This window comes from Flagellimonas pacifica (assembly GCF_900215465.1).
Lineage (GTDB): Bacteria > Bacteroidota > Bacteroidia > Flavobacteriales > Flavobacteriaceae > Flagellimonas > Flagellimonas pacifica.
In genome coordinates, this window is the sequence record NZ_OBEH01000003.1 from 19,365 (window position 1) to 38,114 (window position 18,750).

At 38.0% G+C, this 18,750-nt stretch carries 18 protein-coding genes; 12 read left to right on the forward strand and 6 right to left on the reverse strand.

Annotated elements, in window-relative coordinates; genetic code table 11:
- Positions 1-49 precede the first annotated feature (49 nt).
- The 3 genes from CRO15_RS09810 to CRO15_RS09820 form a co-directional block, all read right to left on the reverse strand.
- Entirely contained in the window at positions 50-1,384 is a 1,335-nt protein-coding gene (locus CRO15_RS09810; RefSeq protein WP_097045663.1) for an SPFH domain-containing protein, read from the reverse strand.
- Positions 1,385-1,844: 460 nt separating this feature from the next.
- The gene (locus CRO15_RS09815; RefSeq protein WP_207763861.1) at positions 1,845-3,446 is read right to left on the reverse strand and encodes a M56 family metallopeptidase; all 1,602 of its coding nucleotides are present in this window, start codon (positions 3,444-3,446) and stop codon (positions 1,845-1,847) included.
- 128 nt (positions 3,447-3,574) lie between these two features.
- The gene (locus tag CRO15_RS09820; protein WP_097045665.1) at positions 3,575-3,934 is read right to left on the reverse strand and encodes a BlaI/MecI/CopY family transcriptional regulator; all 360 of its coding nucleotides are present in this window, start codon (positions 3,932-3,934) and stop codon (positions 3,575-3,577) included.
- Positions 3,935-4,087: 153 nt separating this feature from the next.
- On the opposite strand from CRO15_RS09820, the gene CRO15_RS09825 reads away from it, so the two are divergent.
- Positions 4,088-5,026, forward strand: a complete 939-nt coding sequence (locus tag CRO15_RS09825) for a calcium/sodium antiporter (RefSeq protein WP_097045666.1) — start codon at positions 4,088-4,090, stop codon at positions 5,024-5,026.
- Positions 5,027-5,081: 55 nt separating this feature from the next.
- On the opposite strand, the gene CRO15_RS09830 is transcribed toward CRO15_RS09825, so the two are convergent.
- Positions 5,082-6,092, reverse strand: a complete 1,011-nt coding sequence (locus tag CRO15_RS09830) for a glutamine synthetase beta-grasp domain-containing protein (protein WP_097045667.1) — start codon at positions 6,090-6,092, stop codon at positions 5,082-5,084.
- Positions 6,093-6,302: 210 nt separating this feature from the next.
- On the opposite strand from CRO15_RS09830, the gene CRO15_RS09840 reads away from it, so the two are divergent.
- Positions 6,303-8,489 (forward strand): glutamine synthetase III family protein, encoded by a 2,187-nt coding sequence (locus CRO15_RS09840; RefSeq protein WP_097045669.1) that lies wholly within the window; start codon positions 6,303-6,305, stop codon positions 8,487-8,489.
- 30 nt (positions 8,490-8,519) lie between these two features.
- On the opposite strand, the gene CRO15_RS09845 is transcribed toward CRO15_RS09840, so the two are convergent.
- Both CRO15_RS09845 and CRO15_RS09850 read right to left on the reverse strand, forming a co-directional pair.
- Positions 8,520-9,335, reverse strand: a complete 816-nt coding sequence (locus CRO15_RS09845; RefSeq protein WP_097045670.1) for a sugar phosphate isomerase/epimerase family protein — start codon at positions 9,333-9,335, stop codon at positions 8,520-8,522.
- Positions 9,336-10,055 (reverse strand): phytanoyl-CoA dioxygenase family protein, encoded by a 720-nt coding sequence (locus tag CRO15_RS09850; RefSeq protein ID WP_097046178.1) that lies wholly within the window; start codon positions 10,053-10,055, stop codon positions 9,336-9,338. It abuts the gene before it with no gap.
- Positions 10,056-10,156: 101 nt separating this feature from the next.
- Here CRO15_RS09850 and CRO15_RS09855 point away from each other — a divergent pair, with 101 nt between their 5' ends.
- The 10 genes from CRO15_RS09855 to CRO15_RS09905 all read left to right on the forward strand — a co-directional run bounded on the left by CRO15_RS09855 (position 10,157) and on the right by CRO15_RS09905 (position 18,727).
- A complete protein-coding gene (locus CRO15_RS09855) occupies positions 10,157-11,017 on the forward strand; it encodes an AraC family transcriptional regulator (RefSeq protein WP_097045671.1) in 861 nt (286 codons plus the stop codon).
- A 58-nt stretch (positions 11,018-11,075) separates the two neighbouring features.
- Positions 11,076-12,254, forward strand: a complete 1,179-nt coding sequence (locus tag CRO15_RS09860) for an AIR synthase related protein (protein WP_097045672.1) — start codon at positions 11,076-11,078, stop codon at positions 12,252-12,254.
- Between the two features lie 46 nt (positions 12,255-12,300).
- Positions 12,301-12,768: a QcrA and Rieske domain-containing protein gene (locus CRO15_RS09865; protein ID WP_097045673.1), complete on the forward strand. Its 468-nt coding sequence runs from the start codon at positions 12,301-12,303 to the stop codon at positions 12,766-12,768.
- 18 nt (positions 12,769-12,786) lie between these two features.
- A complete protein-coding gene (locus tag CRO15_RS09870) occupies positions 12,787-13,224 on the forward strand; it encodes a thioredoxin family protein (protein ID WP_097045674.1) in 438 nt (145 codons plus the stop codon).
- Positions 13,221-14,216, forward strand: coding sequence for an FAD:protein FMN transferase (locus CRO15_RS09875; protein ID WP_097045675.1), 996 nt, complete (start codon positions 13,221-13,223; stop codon positions 14,214-14,216). The genes CRO15_RS09870 and CRO15_RS09875 overlap by 4 nt, the downstream gene beginning before the upstream one ends.
- A gap of 9 nt (positions 14,217-14,225) precedes the next feature.
- Entirely contained in the window at positions 14,226-14,435 is a 210-nt protein-coding gene (locus CRO15_RS09880; RefSeq protein ID WP_097045676.1) for a DUF4266 domain-containing protein, read from the forward strand.
- Between the two features lie 17 nt (positions 14,436-14,452).
- Positions 14,453-15,760, forward strand: coding sequence for a DUF3570 domain-containing protein (locus CRO15_RS09885; protein ID WP_097046179.1), 1,308 nt, complete (start codon positions 14,453-14,455; stop codon positions 15,758-15,760).
- 67 nt (positions 15,761-15,827) lie between these two features.
- Positions 15,828-16,904, forward strand: coding sequence for a peptide chain release factor 1 (gene prfA, locus CRO15_RS09890; protein ID WP_097045677.1), 1,077 nt, complete (start codon positions 15,828-15,830; stop codon positions 16,902-16,904).
- 72 nt (positions 16,905-16,976) lie between these two features.
- Positions 16,977-17,801: an orotidine-5'-phosphate decarboxylase gene (gene pyrF / locus CRO15_RS09895; RefSeq protein ID WP_097045678.1), complete on the forward strand. Its 825-nt coding sequence runs from the start codon at positions 16,977-16,979 to the stop codon at positions 17,799-17,801.
- 422 nt (positions 17,802-18,223) lie between these two features.
- Positions 18,224-18,727, forward strand: a complete 504-nt coding sequence (locus tag CRO15_RS09905) for a hypothetical protein (protein WP_097045680.1) — start codon at positions 18,224-18,226, stop codon at positions 18,725-18,727.
- The last annotated feature ends 23 nt before the right edge of the window (positions 18,728-18,750 follow it).

Below are 18,750 nucleotides of genomic sequence, written 5' to 3' on the forward strand. Positions count from 1 at the left end.
TTGATAAAAAATATCCCGCTTTAAGCGGGATATTATAAAAAGGACAAGGTTAGTTTTGTGGCTTATTCATCATTTGTTTGGCCAAATCAGCGCCAATCAATGATTCTAACAATGTATTGTTGCTATTTTTGGAGTCTGTACCCTCAATAAAGATTTCAGGCAGTCTAAGGTCTTTCAATTCGCGTGCCACTCCTACTGAGGTTTTATAGTCCCATTCAGCTCTTTCTTGAGGAGTAAGTCCTGCATTTACCAGTTTGGCGTTTTGATACGCTTCGGCATCAGCGGCCACTTTTTTACTCAGAGCCTTGAATTTTTCTACTTCAAACTGCTTTTTTTCCTTGACCAAATTGAATTCAGCAACTTTTGCTTCAGTCTCTGCCGCAATGGTCTTTTGTATTTGTTCTTTTTCTAAACGAGCTCTTTCGGTGGCTTTATCCGCCTCACCACGTGCTTTTTCTTTTTGCGCCCGGTAAAACTCTCTTTCGGCCTGTTGCTTTTCCAATTGGGTTTGTGCAACTTCCTCCTTCTGTAGCTGTAATCGGTTGTCAAAAGTTTCCTCCCAATCAATTTCGGTTACCACAGCTTGTATTACCGTTAATCCATAAGCCTTAAGTGAGTTGCCTTTCTCTCGTACAGGTTCACCGTTTCTTATTTGAATACGAAACCTTTTATGCTTGGTTTCCTTGTTCACTATAGTTCTAACGGTACTGCTATCACCTATAATTTCACGAGTTTGATTATCCGCGTACTCTTCCAATACATACATGCCATTTTCCAATTGATCTTTAAAGTACCTGTCAAAGTCAGATGCTTGTCCTGAGATATAATCCTGTGCATCCATTAATTTACATGTATTTTTTATAGATTGGTCAATGTTTGGTATGATACGGGAGCGTATCATGTTTTTTTCTGTTTTGTTACGATCTGCAACTGACAAAAATTGCAATTCATCCTCGGTGTTTATGCTGATGACAACTGAAGTGGCAATTCTGGCCTTTACCGCATCACTAAAAGCCCAGTATTTTGCAGAATCAACATTGGCATATTCACTTTGCTCGCCCAAATCACCTTCTGTGTTAGGGATAACATATTTAATGGGTAGTTCAAATTGAATAGGAATAAGCCTTCCCCACATTTTAGTATGTATTCCTTGCCTAAAAACGGCTTTTTGACCGCCCCATGGGTATTGGACGGCATAAGCGGTACCAGGTTCTGCGTAAAACAGAGTTCCGGTAACAATACTCATTACTATTCCAACTCCTATAATTTGCAAACTTCGTTTTGGGGTGAACCATTGCAATAGTTTACTGGTTTTAAAGATTGGTTTTGTAACCAAGGTGACAATTCCTAATAATATGATCAGTATTCCAAATAATGTAAGCATAACGATTGGTTTTAAAGGTTAGACAAATATGATAGCGATGAGCTGAACGAACAGCACCACCAAAAACTTTACAATTGCGATCATTGTGTTGATTGATTTTTAAGGGTTAAAAAATTGCTTTGAACCGGTTACGTTTTTTTAAGATAAAATGATAGATATCATGTTTCAAAATTTTTGAAAGGAAATCAATACAATTGCATACACATATGTAACTAAATAAATGAGATTGACTTTAAAAAATGCGTGACCTTCTTCAATGAAGTTTTAAATTGTAACTGTAATAATGTATTTGTATTTTAAATTGAAGCTTTTGTAGGGGTATTTTTGGAGAGTTTTTTAAAACCAAGGGGAGTTTTCACCAAAAAATGGTTGTTTTTGAGGATTTCGTTTATTTCTAAAAATAAAAAACCGACCTTTTTGAGGTCGGTTGATAAATTGATTCAGCAATATTTTTAAGCTATTATTTCTTTTTTGTAGTGATTTGAATTACTCCGTTTTTTGCTTTTTTTCCATACGTTTTAACCGCTTTATCTCCTTTCAAAACATTTATTGAATGGATTTTGTTAGGGGAGAGGTTTTCCATATCTTTCTTGGTAGCTTTCTTTCCGTCAATGTAGTAGATAGGTTCGTCCTTTTCATTAGATCTTATAAACAAGGAGCTGTAATCGGTACCACGGATTTTAATTTCACTATCAATATCTGTATCATTTAAGATGAATGTGCTCTTTTTATTGGTTGAACTTGAGTCATTACGCTTTTTGATTTTGACATGTTTGTGTTTGGAGTCTGAATCATCATCATTATCGGAAGTAACATGGATTTTTACATTGCTATGCCCTTGATGATCAAGATCAACATCTATTTCTTCCAATTCCTCTTCGCTGACCTCTTTTCCGTTCACTGTTATTTTTTTAACACCATCTTTTTCCTTAATGATGATTTCCTTATGTTCTTTATTATCAGAATCAATCCAAACCACGTTGTCATCATCCGATTGGATTCTTATGGTTTTAGATCGAGCATTTCCAAAGGAGATAGTGTTTGAGGTACTATCATAAAATATGGTTAAGGGCTTTATGGGTCCATCTGAGCTAGAGTTGTAGTTACCACTGAATTTTTCTCCATCAGAACTTATGCCATTTAATTGTAGGGTGATGTCAATGATCTCCTTTTGATCATTATGGACAACGGTATAGGAGAAATCAACCCCATCTTTGGCAAGGTCATTTTTAATTTTTTTGAGTTCCTCATCTGAGGTATCCTTATCGATATTCAGTTTAATGGATTTATCGTCCATTTTTATACTTCTGGTTAATTGGTTATCGTTTTTAAGGACAAACTCGGTTTTGGTATTGAAACTGACCAGAAACAGTGCAATGGCCGGTAGAATAAAACCCATTTTAAACACGTTTGTTTTCTTGGATTGATTTTGGTTTAACATGACTATTCGTTTTTTGATTAATGAATTATAAAATGGGTTTGCAATGGACAAACTGTGTGTTCCTGCAGTTTGTTTTAGCATTAAATATTGATATGACTTCTTTTCTTCCCCAATTCCACAACTTGTAGCATCTGCCAAAAACTCCAAATTTTGTTTTAGGGCGATTCGGTATAACCAAATAGCAGGGTTAAACCAAAGTAGGACAACGGCAAGTTCCATAAATAGAATATCTAGGGAGTGATGTTGACTTGCATGTACTTTTTCATGTTCAATGACAGATTCAAGTTCGCTTGGATTAAACCCGACTTTGTGATAGAAAATGTATCTAAAAAATGAAAATGGCGAAATCTTCTGTTGGGTTTGTACGTGATAGAATGGATGGTCTTTCAGCAATTTTGAAGAACCCATCAACCTCTTTAATGATAGGAACTGCATTGCCAACCGGAAGCCCATGATGGTCACACCTATCAGATAAATTACGAACACTAATGACCAAATGCTTGTTGGGGCAACATCTAATTGGCTGTTGGCCATAGGAATGTTTTGTGTTTTGGAGATAGTAAGAGGTTCAGTTAAAACCGTTTTGGTAATGGTAATAAAAGGAGTAATTAGAGAAATCATAAGCCCAACTAGTAAAAACCAACGGTTGGCTTTGAAAAAGGTCTCTTTACTCAAGAAAATATGGTAACAACCCAAGAAGAGTAACATAACACCTGATGATTTTAAAAGATGTATAAGCACAGTTTCCATTACTTTTTACTTTCAATAAGGTCTATGATTTCTTTCAGTTCTTCCACCGATATTTTCTCTTCCTTTGCAAAGAATGAGACCAGATTTTTATAAGAGTTATCATAAAAATCTGCTATTGTGGAATTGATGAATTTTTTACGGTAAGCCTCTTTGGTGACCAAAGGGTGGTATCTATGGGTATTGCCAAAGGCTTCGTGCCCAACATATTTTTTTTCCTCAAGGTTCCGGACAATAGTGGACAATGTATTGTAATGCGGCTTATCGCCCTTCAATTCAGCTTTAATTTCTTTGACAAAGGCTTTTTTAAGCTTCCAGAGAATTTTCATAACCTCTTCCTCCTTATTGGTCAATTTTTGCATGTCGAATTATATTACTGTCCTCAAATATATAACTGTTCATTTAGTTAAACAACTGTTTTTATAGTTATTTAACTATTATTTTAGTTTAAATATTTTTTGACAACTACTTCTTAGCTTTAAATCTTCATCTATATTTACGGCAAATTCAAATAATTGGAAAATCTACTCTTTATAATTCTTGGTTTGGTATTGCTAATTGCAGGTGGAAGTTGGTTGTTGAAAGCTGCTGTTGCATTATCACTTAGGTTGGCTATCCCTAAAATAGTAATTGGGATGACAGTGGTTTCTTTTGCTACTTCCGCTCCTGAACTCATTGTTAGTATAAAAGCAGCCTTGGATGGTTTTCCTGATTTGTCCTTGGGTAATGTGGTAGGTTCCAATATTGCCAATTTGGGCTTGGTATTGGCCATAACAGTACTTATGGGAAGTATTGATGTTAGAAAGAGTTTTTATACTACAGATTGGCCGGTAATGATGGTTGCCTCCTTACTTTTTGTGGGCTTCATTTATTTTGATGGGGTGCTCCAACAGTATGAAGGAATTATACTTGTAGTTTTTTTATTCTTGTTTTTGGTATACTTACTAAGGTTTCAAAAAACAGCTGTGGTTGATGAAATGCCAGAGGATGATATCCCACTACCTTTATATAAAACGGTACTGTTCTTGGGTATTGGAGGTACGGCACTTTGGGGCGGTTCAGAATTATTGATTGATGGAGCCGTTGGTATGGCCTCTACTTTTGGTGTAAGCGATAGGATTATTGGAATTACAATTGTCTCTATTGGAACCAGTATTCCAGAGTTGGCGGCATCTATAATTGCAGTACTGAAAAAGGAGAAAGCAATTTCTTTAGGTAATTTAATAGGCTCAAATATTTTTAACCTGTTGGCTGTTTTGGGCATTACCTCTATAATTACTCCCATAACCGTTGTGGATCAAGGTTTACTTTCCAGTGATATCTTCTGGATGCTAGGAATTTCATTCTTGATACTGCCCTTGGTATTCTTTCCAAGAGGGCTACGATTGGGATGGAGAGATGGTTTAATACTGTTGGTTTTCTATGTCAGCTTTGTTTATTTAACCATAAAATAAAAGCCGCTCCAATTTGGAACGGCTTTCAAAACTATTTCAACAACTAATTTATCTACTATATATCTGCAGACTTCACGGTTTTTATGATTCTACCTGCAATTTTGTATGGATCTCCGTTAGAAGCTGGTCTTCTGTCTTCCAACCAACCTTTCCATCCTTTTTCAACGGTAATAATCGGAATTCTAATGGAAGCACCTCGGTCCGAAACTCCATAAGAGAAATCTGATACGTGGGCAGTCTCATGCAATCCGGTCAAACGCTCATCATTAAATTCTCCATAAACATCAATATGCTCATCGGTAACAGGTCTAAAGGCTTCACATATTTTCTCATAAATCTCTTTAGAACCGCAAGTCCTTAAAGTAGTGTTGGAGAAGTTGGCATGCATACCAGAACCATTCCAATCCCCTTTTACAGGTTTGGGGTGGTATTCAATATAATAACCGTGCTTTTCAGTAAGTCTATCCAATAAGTAGCGAGCGATCCAAATTTCATCACCAGCTTTTTTTGCTCCTTTGGCAAATAACTGGAATTCCCACTGACCTGGCGCAACTTCTTGGTTGATACCTTCAAAATTTAATCCAGCCTCAATACATAGATCAGCATGCTCTTCAACAACATCTCTGCCCCAAGTATATCTACCACCTACAGAACAATAGTATTTACCTTGTGGTCCAGGGAACCCTCCGCGTGGAAATCCTAAAGGTAAATCGGTTTTAGTATCCATTAGGAAATATTCTTGCTCAAAACCAAACCAGAAATCATTATCATCATCATCAATAGTTGCTCTTGCGTTGGAAGGGTGAGGTGTACCATCGGCACTTAAAACTTCTGCCATTATCAACCAACCATTTTTTCTTACAGGGTCTGGGTAAATAGCAACAGGTTTCAACAAACAATCAGAAGCACCTCCAGATGCTTGCTCTGTGGAAGAACCATCAAAGGACCATATTGGACAATCTTCCAGTTTACCACTAAAATCATCTTCAACTTTAGTTTTGCTCCTCATGTTTTGAGTTGGCTGATGGCCATCCAACCAGATGTATTCTAATTTAGACTTGCTCATAATTTCGGTAGTTATTTTTTCAGAAATTTTTATTGATCAAAAATAGTTTTTTCAATCGAAAATATTCATTTTTTAGGGTTAAAAAAGTAAAAAAGGAGTTATAATTTTCATTACCCCTATTTTTTGTGGGGTTAAATGAAAAAAAAGTAAATTTCAAAGGATATATTATTAAATTGTTAATTGTAATTTTGTGATTTAAATATGAAATCAATGTCTAGTATAAGATTTGAAGCTTTGGCCGAAAGCCGCAAAAGGATTCCTGCAACCATTGAAGAATCTGGAAAACGTTCGGAATTATTTGGACAACAAGTGTTCAATGAGGACCGAATGCTCCAATTTTTGACCAGGGAGGCTTTTGAAAAAGTTAAGTCGGCCATTTTTCAGGGAAGCAAAATTGATAGAAAAATAGCTGATCAGGTGGCTGAAGGGATGAAAGCCTGGGCATTATCTATGGGAGCAACCCATTATACGCATTGGTTTCAACCGTTGACCGGGTCCACAGCAGAGAAACATGACGCTTTTTTTGACATACTTCCAGATGGCAGGGCCATGGAGAAATTTGAAGGAGGCCAATTGGTACAGCAAGAGCCAGATGCTTCCAGTTTTCCAAGTGGTGGAATCAGAAACACATTTGAAGCAAGGGGTTATACGGCTTGGGATCCAACTTCGCCGGCATTCATATATAAGACCACTCTTTGTATCCCTACCATCTTTGTTGCCTACACCGGAGAGGCGCTGGACAACAAAGCACCTTTGTTAAGAGCTTTGCATGCTGTGGATGAAGCGGCTACGGGAGTTGCGCAATACTTTGATAAAAATGTGCGTAAAGTGCATGCTACCATGGGATGGGAACAAGAATATTTTTTGGTGGATAAGGCATTGGCCCAATCCAGATTGGACATTCCAATGACTGGGAGAACTTTGGTGGGTAACACAGCTGCAAAAGGACAGCAACTGGATGATCACTATTTTGGTGTGATTCCAAGTAGGGCATTGAGCTTTATGAGTGATTTGGAAAAACAGTGCACCAAATTGGGAATCCCGGTAAAGACTCGGCATAATGAAGTAGCACCAAACCAGTTTGAAATAGCTTCTGTACATGAAGAGGCAAATCTATCCATAGATCATAATCTATTGCTGATGGATGTGATGGAGGTAATAGCTGACAAACATAACTTTACTGTGTTGTTCCATGAAAAGCCATTTGCGGGAATAAATGGATCGGGAAAACACAATAACTGGTCCTTGGCAACGGACACCGGAGTTAACTTGCTTAGTCCCGGTTCAACTCCTATGAAAAACCTTCAGTTCTTGACCTTTTTTGTAAATACCATAAAAGCGGTTGATACCTATGAGGAACTATTGCGTTCCTCTATTGCTTCTGCCAGTAATGATCATAGATTGGGTGCCAATGAGGCTCCCCCATCAATTATGTCCATTTTTATAGGAAAACAATTGAGTGATGTTTTGGATGAATTGGAGGGCGTTTCCAAAGGAAAATTATCTCCGCAAGAAAAAACAGAGCTCAAACTAAACGTGGTAGGTAAGATTCCTGAAATTTTATTGGACAATACAGACCGTAACAGGACCTCGCCTTTCGCTTTTACAGGGAATAAGTTTGAAATGAGGGGAGTTGGGGCAAAAACCAATTGTGCCAAACCCATGACCGTTCTGAATACCATTGTAGCCAGACAACTTACGGAATTTAAAAAGGAGGTTGATGCATTGATAGATAAAAAGAACCTCAAAAAAGATGAGGCGGTTTTTAATGTGCTTAGGGAATATATAAAAACCTCAAAGCGGATTCGTTTTGATGGAGATGGATATGGCGAAGAATGGCAAGATGAGGCTAGAAGAAGAAAACTGAGCAACAATAAGAACACACCTGAAGCATTGCAAGTACTTACTTCTAAGGATAGCATAGCACTTTTCAAGAACATGAAGGTTATGAACGAGGTGGAACTAAAGGCACACCAAGAAGTGGAACTAGAGTCTTATACCTTACATCTTCAAATTGAAGGAAGAGTTTTAGGGGAAATGGTGTACGGTATTATAATTCCGTCTGCAATTCGCTATCAAAACATTCTTTTAGAAAACATTAAAGGTTTAAAAGATGTTTATGGGGCAATACATGAGAAAGTTGCAGAAGGGCAATTAAACCTATTGGAGCAAATAGGGGAACATATTATGGAGATCAAAAAATTGACAGATAAAATGACGGAGTCGAGGAAAAGTGCCAACAAACTTTCTACTATTAATAAAAAGGCTTCCGCTTATTGTGATAATGTAAAACCATATTTCGAAACCATACGTGTTCAGTCTGATAAGTTGGAAAAATTGATTTCAGATGATTTGTGGCCCATTACAAAATATAGGGAGCTGTTGTTTGCTAAATAGAGCTCTTTTTGGTTAAATCGATTGGTCTACTTAATTTTTCCAATCCGTTACAATTTCATTTTTTATAAATTGATTGATTTCCCACTGTGATGCTATAGGATTCTGAGTATGTGGCATAAACTGACTATACGGAAAAGGCCCATATTCCGGGGTTACGGTCAAAAATGTCCTTTTGTTCTTTAGTGAATTCTGCACCATTTTGGTCCACCATACCTTAAACTGTAATAGCTCTGCCTCGTAAGTTGGATCTCTGGGGTCGATAACCTGAGGGGATTGTGCAGATCCCACGCGTGCATGAACATGGAAGGTGTGTTCAATAGCTTTTGAAACGGCTTCTTCTTGGTTTTCCAACATGGATTCCGCAACACAGCACCAATGCGAAAAATCCGAGGTTAATTTTAAATCTGGAAACTCCTTTAAATATCCCAAACACACATGGGCCGCGAAAGAAAAACGAGAACGATGGGTTTCATGGGTAATCATAACATTGGTTTCTTTTTCTATTTCTTGTGCCAATACCAGCAATTCAAGATTTTGCTTAAAACTAAAGAAATCCATTCCTGTGTGGGAATTGATGAGCAAAGGATTGGCTTCTACCAAATTGTAAAGATGCCTTTTTAGACCCTCTTTATGTTCTTGAAAAATTAAGGATTTGGTCTCCCAGTGTTGGGCCACAAAATCAAGGTCAAAATCCTTCAGTAAATTCAGGATTTTTGTTTTTTCGTCTTTATCCAAGGGAAGGTCAATTTCAACGCCATGATAGCCATTATCCTTTACTTTCTGTAAAAATACAGGCCATTCCAAATGGGAACTTCCCCAGCGTGGATAGATTAGTTTTAATTCCATTTATGAATTGTTTCTCACTTTGCGTTCGCCAGTATGTTCAATGCCTTGTTCTCTTTCAAATTCAATCATTTTTTTAGGTCTGAAATTTAAAATTAAGGCCCTTCGAGGACCATCAGTAGTGTTTCCTCTACTAAAATGCAAGGTAAACCCATCATGAAAAGTACATCCTCCAGCATCAAGGGTAATACACTGTGCATTACTTGTGTCTGTTTCACAGTGTAAAGCACCTCCTTTTGTGTGCGGACGATGCTCTTTAAGTAGTTCATCTTCTTTGGGAATAAACCACATGCATCCGTTTTCTGCGTGGACATTGTCTAGGGCTACCCAACAGCTCACGGATCTTTTATCTGGCATTTTGATCCAGTACGCTGCGTCTTGGTGCCAAGGGGTAGGAGTATTGGTATGGGGAGCTTTGTTGATCAACATGTCAAAATCTAGTTCCATGTCATCGCCCAACAATTTTTTTGCATGGTTTAGAGCAAGTTCATAAGTCATGCTTTCCGATAATTTAGATTCAATTAGGCTTGGCCGCATAATCTGTGTGATTTTTTCCACAGTATTTTTGTTTTCTTCCTCTCCTCCCAAATCACTTCTTAAACCTTCGGTACGCTTTTTATCATTTAAAAGGTCCTCATAAAGGACCCTGAGTTTTTCAACCTCTGAAAAAGGAATTAAAGTGTCCAATTTGACAAATCCGGTAGTTAAAAAATCTTTTCTCATGATTATCATACAATTTATGTAAAGAATATGGGATAAAATAAAAGTGTATTCTCCTGAAAGTCTTTTAAATTCGTATGACAATACAATTTTATACATAAATCATGCAAAAACAAACAAATAAAAGAAAGGTGTTCAATCTAGGTCAGCTTGGTTTTGTTGGATGTCATGATTTTGGTTATTACCATTACAACAAAGTGGAGCCAACGCTTGAAACACATCATCATAAGGCGGTATTGGAGATTTGTTTTTGTTTAAAGGGGCAGCAATATTATCAGGTTGGGGAAGATGTTTTCAAGTTGACAGGAAACCACATTTTTATAGTGCCACCAGATGTGGATCATAGTTCAGGGGTATATCCTGAGGATATAGGGGAGGTGTTTTGGTTACAGATATCCTTGGAAAAAGGGAAGTTGTGCAATTTGTCAGGGGACCAATCTGAATTTTTGTTGGGCGAATTAATACAAAGAGGGAACGCCTTGTTCAAAGGCGCATTTATTTTAAAACCCATTTTGGAGAAATTGATAAGAATGCTTGAAGAACCTGAAAACCCGCTTGTCAAGTTGTGGGGGAATCAATTGATAGTCCAACTATTATTGGAAACTTTGGTACTGGCCAAGGAACCACAACAGATGATCAATTCTGAACGACTTGATATTCTAAATGATTTCATTGGAAAGCATCTACACAGAATTGTTTATGTGGATGAACTAGCTACATTGGTCAATATTTCTACCTCACATTTCAAATCTTGGTTCAAACAGCATTTTGGGGTTCCGCCAAAGGCATATATCAATAGATTGAAGATAGAACAGGCCAAGAAAGATTTGCTCGTTAAAAAAAGCATAACCCAAGTGGCCTTTGATTTGGGGTTCAATTCATCTCAATATTTTGCTACAATATTTAAAAAATATACGGGAGTTTCCCCAAGATCTTATGTCACAGCAATTAATCGTCAAAACTGATTCGAAATTTGCGGGAATCAATCCTTAACATTCCCTATTTTTGCGCAAAATTCACATAATGTCCTCAGACGCTAGTAAACGATATGCACAACGTGGTGTTTCAGCATCAAAAGAAGATGTGCACAACGCTATCAAGAATATTGATAAAGGGCTTTTTCCGAAGGCTTTTTGCAAAATAGTCCCTGATTATTTAACGGGTAGCGATGAGCATTGTTTGGTAATGCACGCGGATGGAGCCGGTACCAAATCGTCTTTGGCCTATATGTATTGGAAAGAAACCGGGGATGTTTCGGTTTGGAAGGGAATTGCCCAAGACGCACTAATCATGAACATTGATGATTTGATTTGCGTGGGGGCCACGGACAATATTATGCTATCATCTACAATTGGACGGAATAAAAATTTGATTCCGGGAGAGGTTATTTCTGGCATTATAAACGGAACCGAAGAGTTGATTTCCGACTTAAAGCAGCATGGAATGACCATTCACTCAACGGGAGGGGAAACTGCCGATGTTGGAGATTTGGTACGCACCATAATTGTTGATTCTACGGTAACGGCGCGAATCAAAAAAGATGAGGTAATTGACAATGCCAATATAAAAGCTGGGGATGTGATTGTTGGCTTGGCTTCTTATGGGCAAGCAACTTATGAAACCGAATACAATGGTGGAATGGGCAGTAATGGACTTACCTCTGCACGCCATGATGTTTTTGGAAAGTACTTAGCTGAAAAGTATCCTGAAAGTTTTGATGCTGCCGTTCCCAATGAATTGGTGTATTCTGGAAATACGAAATTGACGGATGAGGTGGAAAACTCACCTATTGATGCTGGAAAATTGGTGTTGTCACCAACTAGAACCTATGCACCTATCATAAAAAAAATATTGGAGCAATATTCTTCTGAACGGGTTCACGGAATGGTGCATTGTAGTGGAGGAGCACAGACCAAGATTCTACATTTTGTGGACAACCTGCATATCATTAAAAATAATATGTTCCCGATTCCTCCTCTGTTCAAGTTGATTCAGGAGCAGTCCGGTACGGATTGGAAGGAAATGTACCAAGTTTTTAACTGTGGTCATCGCATGGAATTATATGTGGATGAGCAGATTGCAGAGGATATTATTTCCATTTCAAGAAGCTTTAACGTTGATGCTCAGATTATTGGTCACGTCGAAAATTATGATGGTAAAAAATTGACCATTCAAAGCGAATTTGGCGAGTTTCAATATTAGCATACGATTCACCATAATTTAACGTTCTTTCTATAAACCCCGCACTATGGAAAGAAAAGATTTTTTAAGAAGTTTGGGAGCTGGAGCGGCATTTGCCCTAACTTTTCCCTGTGTTAATGGATGTTCAAAAGATGCAGAAGATGGAGGAGATCGTGAAATTCCTTCAGGTGTTGACTTTACAGTGGACCTCGCCTCGTCAAAAGCGGCAGCCCTTGCTAATAATGGGGGCTTCATTGAAGTAGCATCAAACGTTTCAATGAATGGATTGACCGATATTGTCGTTGCCCGTAATTTGGCAGGTAATTTGGTGGCTGCAAGCTTAATATGTAGTCATCAGGGGTACGCAGAAGTTGAATTTGTAGAACGGGACGGGGGAATTTTTGAGTGTAATGTGCACGGGTCTCGTTTTGGACAAGATGGAACTCCATTAAATCAGGTCGATAGCAACCCGGCTAAAGCCTTGAAAGTATTCAGCACTGAACTCAATGGTGAAACTCTAAGAGTTTTTGAATAATTTCTTTAGCTAAAATTAATGAAGTACCCGCTGTTCATACTATTTTGCTTTTTATTTGGCATGCTGCAAGCACAGGAATGGCAAGAGAATTTTGTTGATGCCGTTGAATTGGCTAATAAGGAGGATAAACCTATTGTTTTAGTGTTTTCCGGGTCAGATTGGTGTGCTCCCTGTATTCGTCTTAAACGAAGTATTTTGGAATCGGAGGATTTCGTGAATTATGCGGCATCCCATTATATACTTTACAACGCAGATTTTCCAAGGAAAAAGAAGAATCAACTCCCTTTGGAAAAATTAAATTCCAATAGGCGACTGGCAGAAGAGTACAATCCTACGGGATATTTTCCCTTGGTTGTGGTCATGGATAAACAAGAATCGATACTTGGTAAAACTGGCTTTGATAGAAAAGCCACTCCTAAAGAATTCATTTCCCTACTGAATGGTTTTGTAAAATGAAAATGTTTGTGGTATTCCTATGCAGCTTGCTTTGTGCGTTTTCCAACGCGCAAAGAGAGGAGGACATTACCGTAAAAAGAACCTTGAAACTTATGGGAACGCGGTTTGAGATAACCGTGATTGCCCCCAATGAAGATATTGGCTACATTAATATAGATGAAGCTGTTTCAGAAATTAAACGCATAGAAAAGATTATTTCTTCATGGGATGATGCTTCAGAAACCTCATTGATCAACAAAAATGCAGGAGTAAAGCCTGTTAGGGTATGTCGTGAACTCTTTCAATTAATAGAGCGATCCAAAAAGATTTCTGAGATTACAGATGGTGCTTTTGATATCTCATATGCATCCATGGACAATATATGGAAGTTTGATGGTAGTATGGACAGAATGCCCAATGATGGAGAGTTGCAGCGGTCCATATCAAAAATTGGATATCAGAAAATTATATTGGATTCTAAAGAGCAGACCGTTTTTTTAAAGGAAAAAGGCATGCGAATTGGTTTTGGCGCTATTGGAAAAGGATATGCGGCAGATAGGGCCAAAGAGCTTTTGGTATCCAAGCAAGTTAAAGGAGGCATCATCAATGCATCAGGGGATTTAACCACTTGGGGAACAAAGGTGACAGGGGAGAAGTGGTTGATTGGTATCGCCAATCCGTTGAGTAAGGATAAAGTGTTTAGTTGGTTACCCGTAGTAGAATCTTCAGTGGCTACCTCTGGTAATTATGAAAAATACATTGTTCTGAATGGAAAAAAATATTCCCACATTATAGACCCAAGAACTGGCTACCCCACTACCGGAATCAATAGCGTGTCTATCTTTGCTAAGAATGCGGAGTTGTGCGATGCTTTAGCTACAGCTGTATTTATCATGGGCAGGGATAGTGGAATCCACCTCATTAATCAGATAAATGGTGTTGAGGCGGTAGTAGTTGATGATGGGAACAAAATTCATAAGAGTACCGGAATTCTTTTTGATAAAAATCAGTAAATTTAGAATATGCGAAAACTTCTTTTTCTCCTTTTTTTATTGATTTTTTCCAGTTCATGTGTTGCTGTACGGGAATATGATAAGGTTTATCTCAGCGATATTGAAATGCAATTGGGGGCAAGAGCATCTGAGCGATTTGAAACCAATTTTCAAATTTACAGAGAAGCGTCAGCAGGAGCCAACGGTGGTAAAACAGGTGGTGGTTGTGGATGCAATTAGGAGATGAAAAGCGGGAAATGAAAAATAAAAACTTGAAACAATCCAATATTTCTAAAGCACTATTTTTCTTTTTTTGTTTTGCCACATACTTTGGATGGTCTCAACAGGACAACATTTCATACAAAAAAAGAGTATTGGAAAGCAGTGAAATTGATCTGCTGTTCAGTTATTATGATCAAGATGGGCAAAATGCAGCCGTAACAGGGGGTGAAGGGACGGAGGAACTCACCGATGCCACCTCAACCATAGTTTTACGAATGCCCTTGAACGAAGATGATGTGCTCACGGTAGATGTTGGGTTATCGGCATATACCTCTGCCTCATCCAGCAATGTGAATCCTTTGGATGGAGGAAATAGCATTGTAACTCCTTTTGATGCTTCGTCGGGAGAATCTAGAAAAGACTTGTTGGCTTACATAAATCCGAGTTATCAGCATAGTTCTGAAGACCGAAACTCCATTTGGAGTGCCAATCTCTATTTTTCATCGGAATACGATTATTTCTCTTTGGGATTTGGAGGGAGTTACTCTAAGCTTTTCAATGAAAAGAATACCGAATTGACTCTTAGCGGACGTGTTTTTTTTGATAAATGGAATGCTATTTATCCCATTGAACTCGGACAAGGTTTTTTTGATGATCGCATAACCGGAAATGGCACGTATAATCCAAACTTTACCTCATTCGAAAAAGAAAATAGAAACTCCTACTCTCTGTCACTTAGTTTTTCGCAAATCTTGAGCAAGCGATTGCAAGGAGCACTTTTTGTGGATGTGGTTTCACAAAATGGTCTCTTGAGCACCCCATTTCAAAGGGTTTATTTTGGCGATGTGGGGAATTTTTTCATTGATGATTTTCAATTGGCCGATGATGTGGAGCGACTGCCGGACAGTCGATTTAAAATCCCTTTTGGTGGAAGATTAAATTATTATGTGAACGATTTGTTGGTTTTACGATCATATTATCGTTTTTACTGGGATGATTGGGGAATTACTTCGCATACGGCAAGTTTGGAAGCTCCTTTCAAATTGACGGATAAGTTTACCTTATACCCTACCTATAGGTATTACACACAATCTGCTGCGGATTATTTTTATGCTAAGGAAAATGCACTGTCTACACTTGACTTCTATACTTCAGACTATGACTTATCTAAATACAATGCGCATCAATATGGTCTTGGTATTCAGTATAAGGATATTTTTACGAACACCAAGATTTTAAATTTTGGACTTAAGACCATTGATCTTCGCTTTAGCCAGTATGATAGAAGTGACGGTCTCAATGCCTACATCATAACCTTGGGGACTACTTTTATTGGAAATTAGCATTGCTAATTTGCTAAATTCAATCCAATCAAAAATCGTAAATTCGCATCTTAACGTGGATTGATTTATGCTTGACAAACTCAATATAGTAAAACAACGTTTTGATGAGGTTTCCGACCTTATTATTCAACCCGATATCATTTCTGATCAAAAAAGATATGTAAAGTTGAACAAGGAGTACAAGGACCTTAAGGTCCTTGTGGACAAACGTGATGAATATATAGCATTTACCAACAACATTGCCGAAGCTGAAGAGATTATTGCGGATGGTAGTGATACCGAAATGTTGGAAATGGCCAAAATGCAATTGGATGAGGCCAAAAGTTGGCTTCCTAAATTGGAAGAGGAAATAAAACTTTTGTTGATACCCAAAGACCTTGAAGATGAGAAGAATGTGGTGATGGAAATTAGGGCAGGTACTGGCGGTGATGAAGCCAGTATTTTTGCAGGCGACCTGTATCGTATGTATGCTAAGTATTGTGAATCCAAAGGATGGAAGACCAATATTATGGATTTAAGCGAAGGGACTAGCGGAGGGTACAAGGAAATCCACTTTGAAGTTAATGGTGAGGACGTGTATGGAACCCTTAAGTTTGAAGCAGGTGTGCATCGTGTACAGCGTGTTCCACAAACGGAAACGCAAGGTAGGGTACATACCAGTGCCGCAACGGTGATGGTAATACCTGAAGCAGAGGATTTTGATGTGCAGATTGACCCAAAAGATGTTCGGATTGATTTTTTCTGTTCCTCTGGGCCAGGAGGGCAGTCAGTGAACACTACCTATTCGGCTGTACGTTTAACCCACGTTCCCACAGGTTTGGTTGCGCAGTGTCAGGATCAAAAATCCCAGCATAAGAACAAGGAGAAAGCATTTAAAGTGCTTCGTTCTAGGTTGTACGATTTGGAATTGGCCAAAAAGCAAGAGGAAGATGCAGCTAAACGTAACTCTCAAGTAAGTAGTGGCGACCGTTCCGCAAAAATCAGGACTTATAATTATCCACAAGGAAGGGTCACGGATCATAGGATTGGGCTGACACTTTATGATTTGCAAAACATCATTAATGGTGATGTTCAAAAAATTATTGACGAACTCATGTTGGTGGAAAACACGGAAAAACTGAAAGAAGCTTCTGAGATTTTTTAGATATCTGTGGTAATCCTCATAGGAGAAAGCAAAACAAAATGTTAGTTCGAGTGCGCTCGAGAACGAGTATATATGAAAATAGAAGAATTAGTATCCCAAATCAAACTAAAAAAATCCTTTCTCTGTATTGGTCTTGATACGGATTTGGATAAGATTCCCAAACACCTGCTTGACCACGAGGAAGACCCTATTTTTTCATTCAATAAGGCAATTATAGATGCCACACATGACCTGTGTGTTGCTTACAAACCCAATATAGCATTTTATGAAGCTTATGGTTTAGAAGGGTGGAAGGCGCTGGAACGTACCATGGAGTATTTGAATGAGATTTATCCGGATATTTTTACCATTGCAGATGCTAAAAGAGGAGATATAGGAAATACTTCAACCCGATATGCCAAAGCCTTTTTTGAAGCCTTGAATTTTGATTCTATAACCATTGCACCCTATATGGGTAGAGATTCTGTGGAGCCCTTTTTGGAGTTTGAAAATAAACATACCATTCTATTGGCTCTAACTTCAAACCAAGGTGCTTTTGATTTTCAGACAAAGAATATTGGTGGGCATGAATTGTACAAAGAAGTTTTGGAAAGATCAAAGACGTATAAAAATTCAGAAAAGTTAATGTATGTGATTGGGGCTACAAAAGCCTCTTATTTGGAAGAAGTACGTCAAATTGTTCCAGAAAGCTTTTTATTGGTGCCAGGTGTTGGTGCCCAAGGAGGAAGTTTACAGGAGGTCTGCAAATATGGGATAACAAAAGATGTGGGATTGCTCGTTAATTCCTCGAGAGGGATTCTATATGCTTCTCAAGGGAAAGATTTTGCCCCAATGGCTAGAAGCAAGGCAAAAAGCATGCAAGAGCAAATGGAGATAGAATTAGCTAAGCTAAATTAACTTTTATGATAAGTTCTCCAGGATTTTTTGGATACCCTGAGCCTTACGCTTAAAAAACTCTCCCAAACTGGTGTTTATGTACGTTGCGTCGGTCGCCTTTTCAATAAAGGCCTGGTATCTATACTCCAGGGCTGATATCGCTTGGCTTCCGCTAGTGATTGGAGTCACCGCCCCAACTCTACAATATTGATTTTTCATTTTTTCAAGATTTGTTATAACAAAGATACGTTGAAAACTAGGTTTTGGACTATGCTTTGGTGGTGTATACGTCTAGAAATCAGGTACTTTATCTATATTTTAACATTGATGTTGTTTTTCCCGATAAATCTTACCTTTTCTAAGCGAGAAATTAACGTACATTTAATAAAATAGGATAGGTTAAGGTATTGTGGAATGAAGCTTTGATGTTTAAATAGAAACAGATGAAAAAGTTGTTTGGAATATTGGTTTTTATGTTTTCGTTTTTGATGAATGCCCAAACCGATAGCTCCTGCAATTGCTGTACGGAAGAATATAGGGCTTTTGATTTTTGGGTTGGCACTTGGGAGGTTGTCAAAACTGATGGGAGCAATGCGGGAAAGAATCTGATAACTAAAGAGGAAGAGGGGTGCGTTATTAGAGAAAATTGGACAAGTGCAAGTCCTGGTTATACAGGAACAAGTCTTAATTTTTATAATGCAGCAACCAAGCAATGGGAACAACTTTGGATTGATAATACGGGGAATTTTTTGAAACTTAAAGGAAACAGGGTTGGTAATCAAATGATATTGGCTTCAAGTACATTTGCCAAAGATGATGGTAAAAACTATAGAAATAGAATTACTTGGACCAAGAACAACGATGGTACTGTTAGACAACTTTGGGAGGTACTTGAGGGAGATACTGTTGTTAATGTTGTCTTTGATGGGCTTTATAAAAGAAAATAAAACAGCCCATAGAGGATAATTGA

Coding starts and splice junctions, on each gene's coding strand:
- CRO15_RS09885 (WP_097046179.1), top strand. CDS start 14,453: ATGAAAAATAAAAACTTGAAACAATCCAATATTTCTAAAGCACTATTT.
- CRO15_RS09880 (WP_097045676.1), top strand. CDS start 14,226: ATGCGAAAACTTCTTTTTCTCCTTTTTTTATTGATTTTTTCCAGTTCA.
- CRO15_RS09815 (WP_207763861.1), bottom strand. CDS start 3,446: ATGATTTCTCTAATTACTCCTTTTATTACCATTACCAAAACGGTTTTA.
- CRO15_RS09905 (WP_097045680.1), top strand. CDS start 18,224: ATGAAAAAGTTGTTTGGAATATTGGTTTTTATGTTTTCGTTTTTGATG.
- prfA (WP_097045677.1), top strand. CDS start 15,828: ATGCTTGACAAACTCAATATAGTAAAACAACGTTTTGATGAGGTTTCC.
- pyrF (WP_097045678.1), top strand. CDS start 16,977: ATGAAAATAGAAGAATTAGTATCCCAAATCAAACTAAAAAAATCCTTT.
- CRO15_RS09840 (WP_097045669.1), top strand. CDS start 6,303: ATGTCTAGTATAAGATTTGAAGCTTTGGCCGAAAGCCGCAAAAGGATT.
- CRO15_RS09850 (WP_097046178.1), bottom strand. CDS start 10,055: ATGAGAAAAGATTTTTTAACTACCGGATTTGTCAAATTGGACACTTTA.
- CRO15_RS09810 (WP_097045663.1), bottom strand. CDS start 1,384: ATGCTTACATTATTTGGAATACTGATCATATTATTAGGAATTGTCACC.
- CRO15_RS09870 (WP_097045674.1), top strand. CDS start 12,787: ATGAAGTACCCGCTGTTCATACTATTTTGCTTTTTATTTGGCATGCTG.
- CRO15_RS09830 (WP_097045667.1), bottom strand. CDS start 6,092: ATGAGCAAGTCTAAATTAGAATACATCTGGTTGGATGGCCATCAGCCA.
- CRO15_RS09845 (WP_097045670.1), bottom strand. CDS start 9,335: ATGGAATTAAAACTAATCTATCCACGCTGGGGAAGTTCCCATTTGGAA.
- CRO15_RS09855 (WP_097045671.1), top strand. CDS start 10,157: ATGCAAAAACAAACAAATAAAAGAAAGGTGTTCAATCTAGGTCAGCTT.
- CRO15_RS09865 (WP_097045673.1), top strand. CDS start 12,301: ATGGAAAGAAAAGATTTTTTAAGAAGTTTGGGAGCTGGAGCGGCATTT.
- CRO15_RS09860 (WP_097045672.1), top strand. CDS start 11,076: ATGTCCTCAGACGCTAGTAAACGATATGCACAACGTGGTGTTTCAGCA.
- CRO15_RS09875 (WP_097045675.1), top strand. CDS start 13,221: ATGAAAATGTTTGTGGTATTCCTATGCAGCTTGCTTTGTGCGTTTTCC.
- CRO15_RS09820 (WP_097045665.1), bottom strand. CDS start 3,934: ATGCAAAAATTGACCAATAAGGAGGAAGAGGTTATGAAAATTCTCTGG.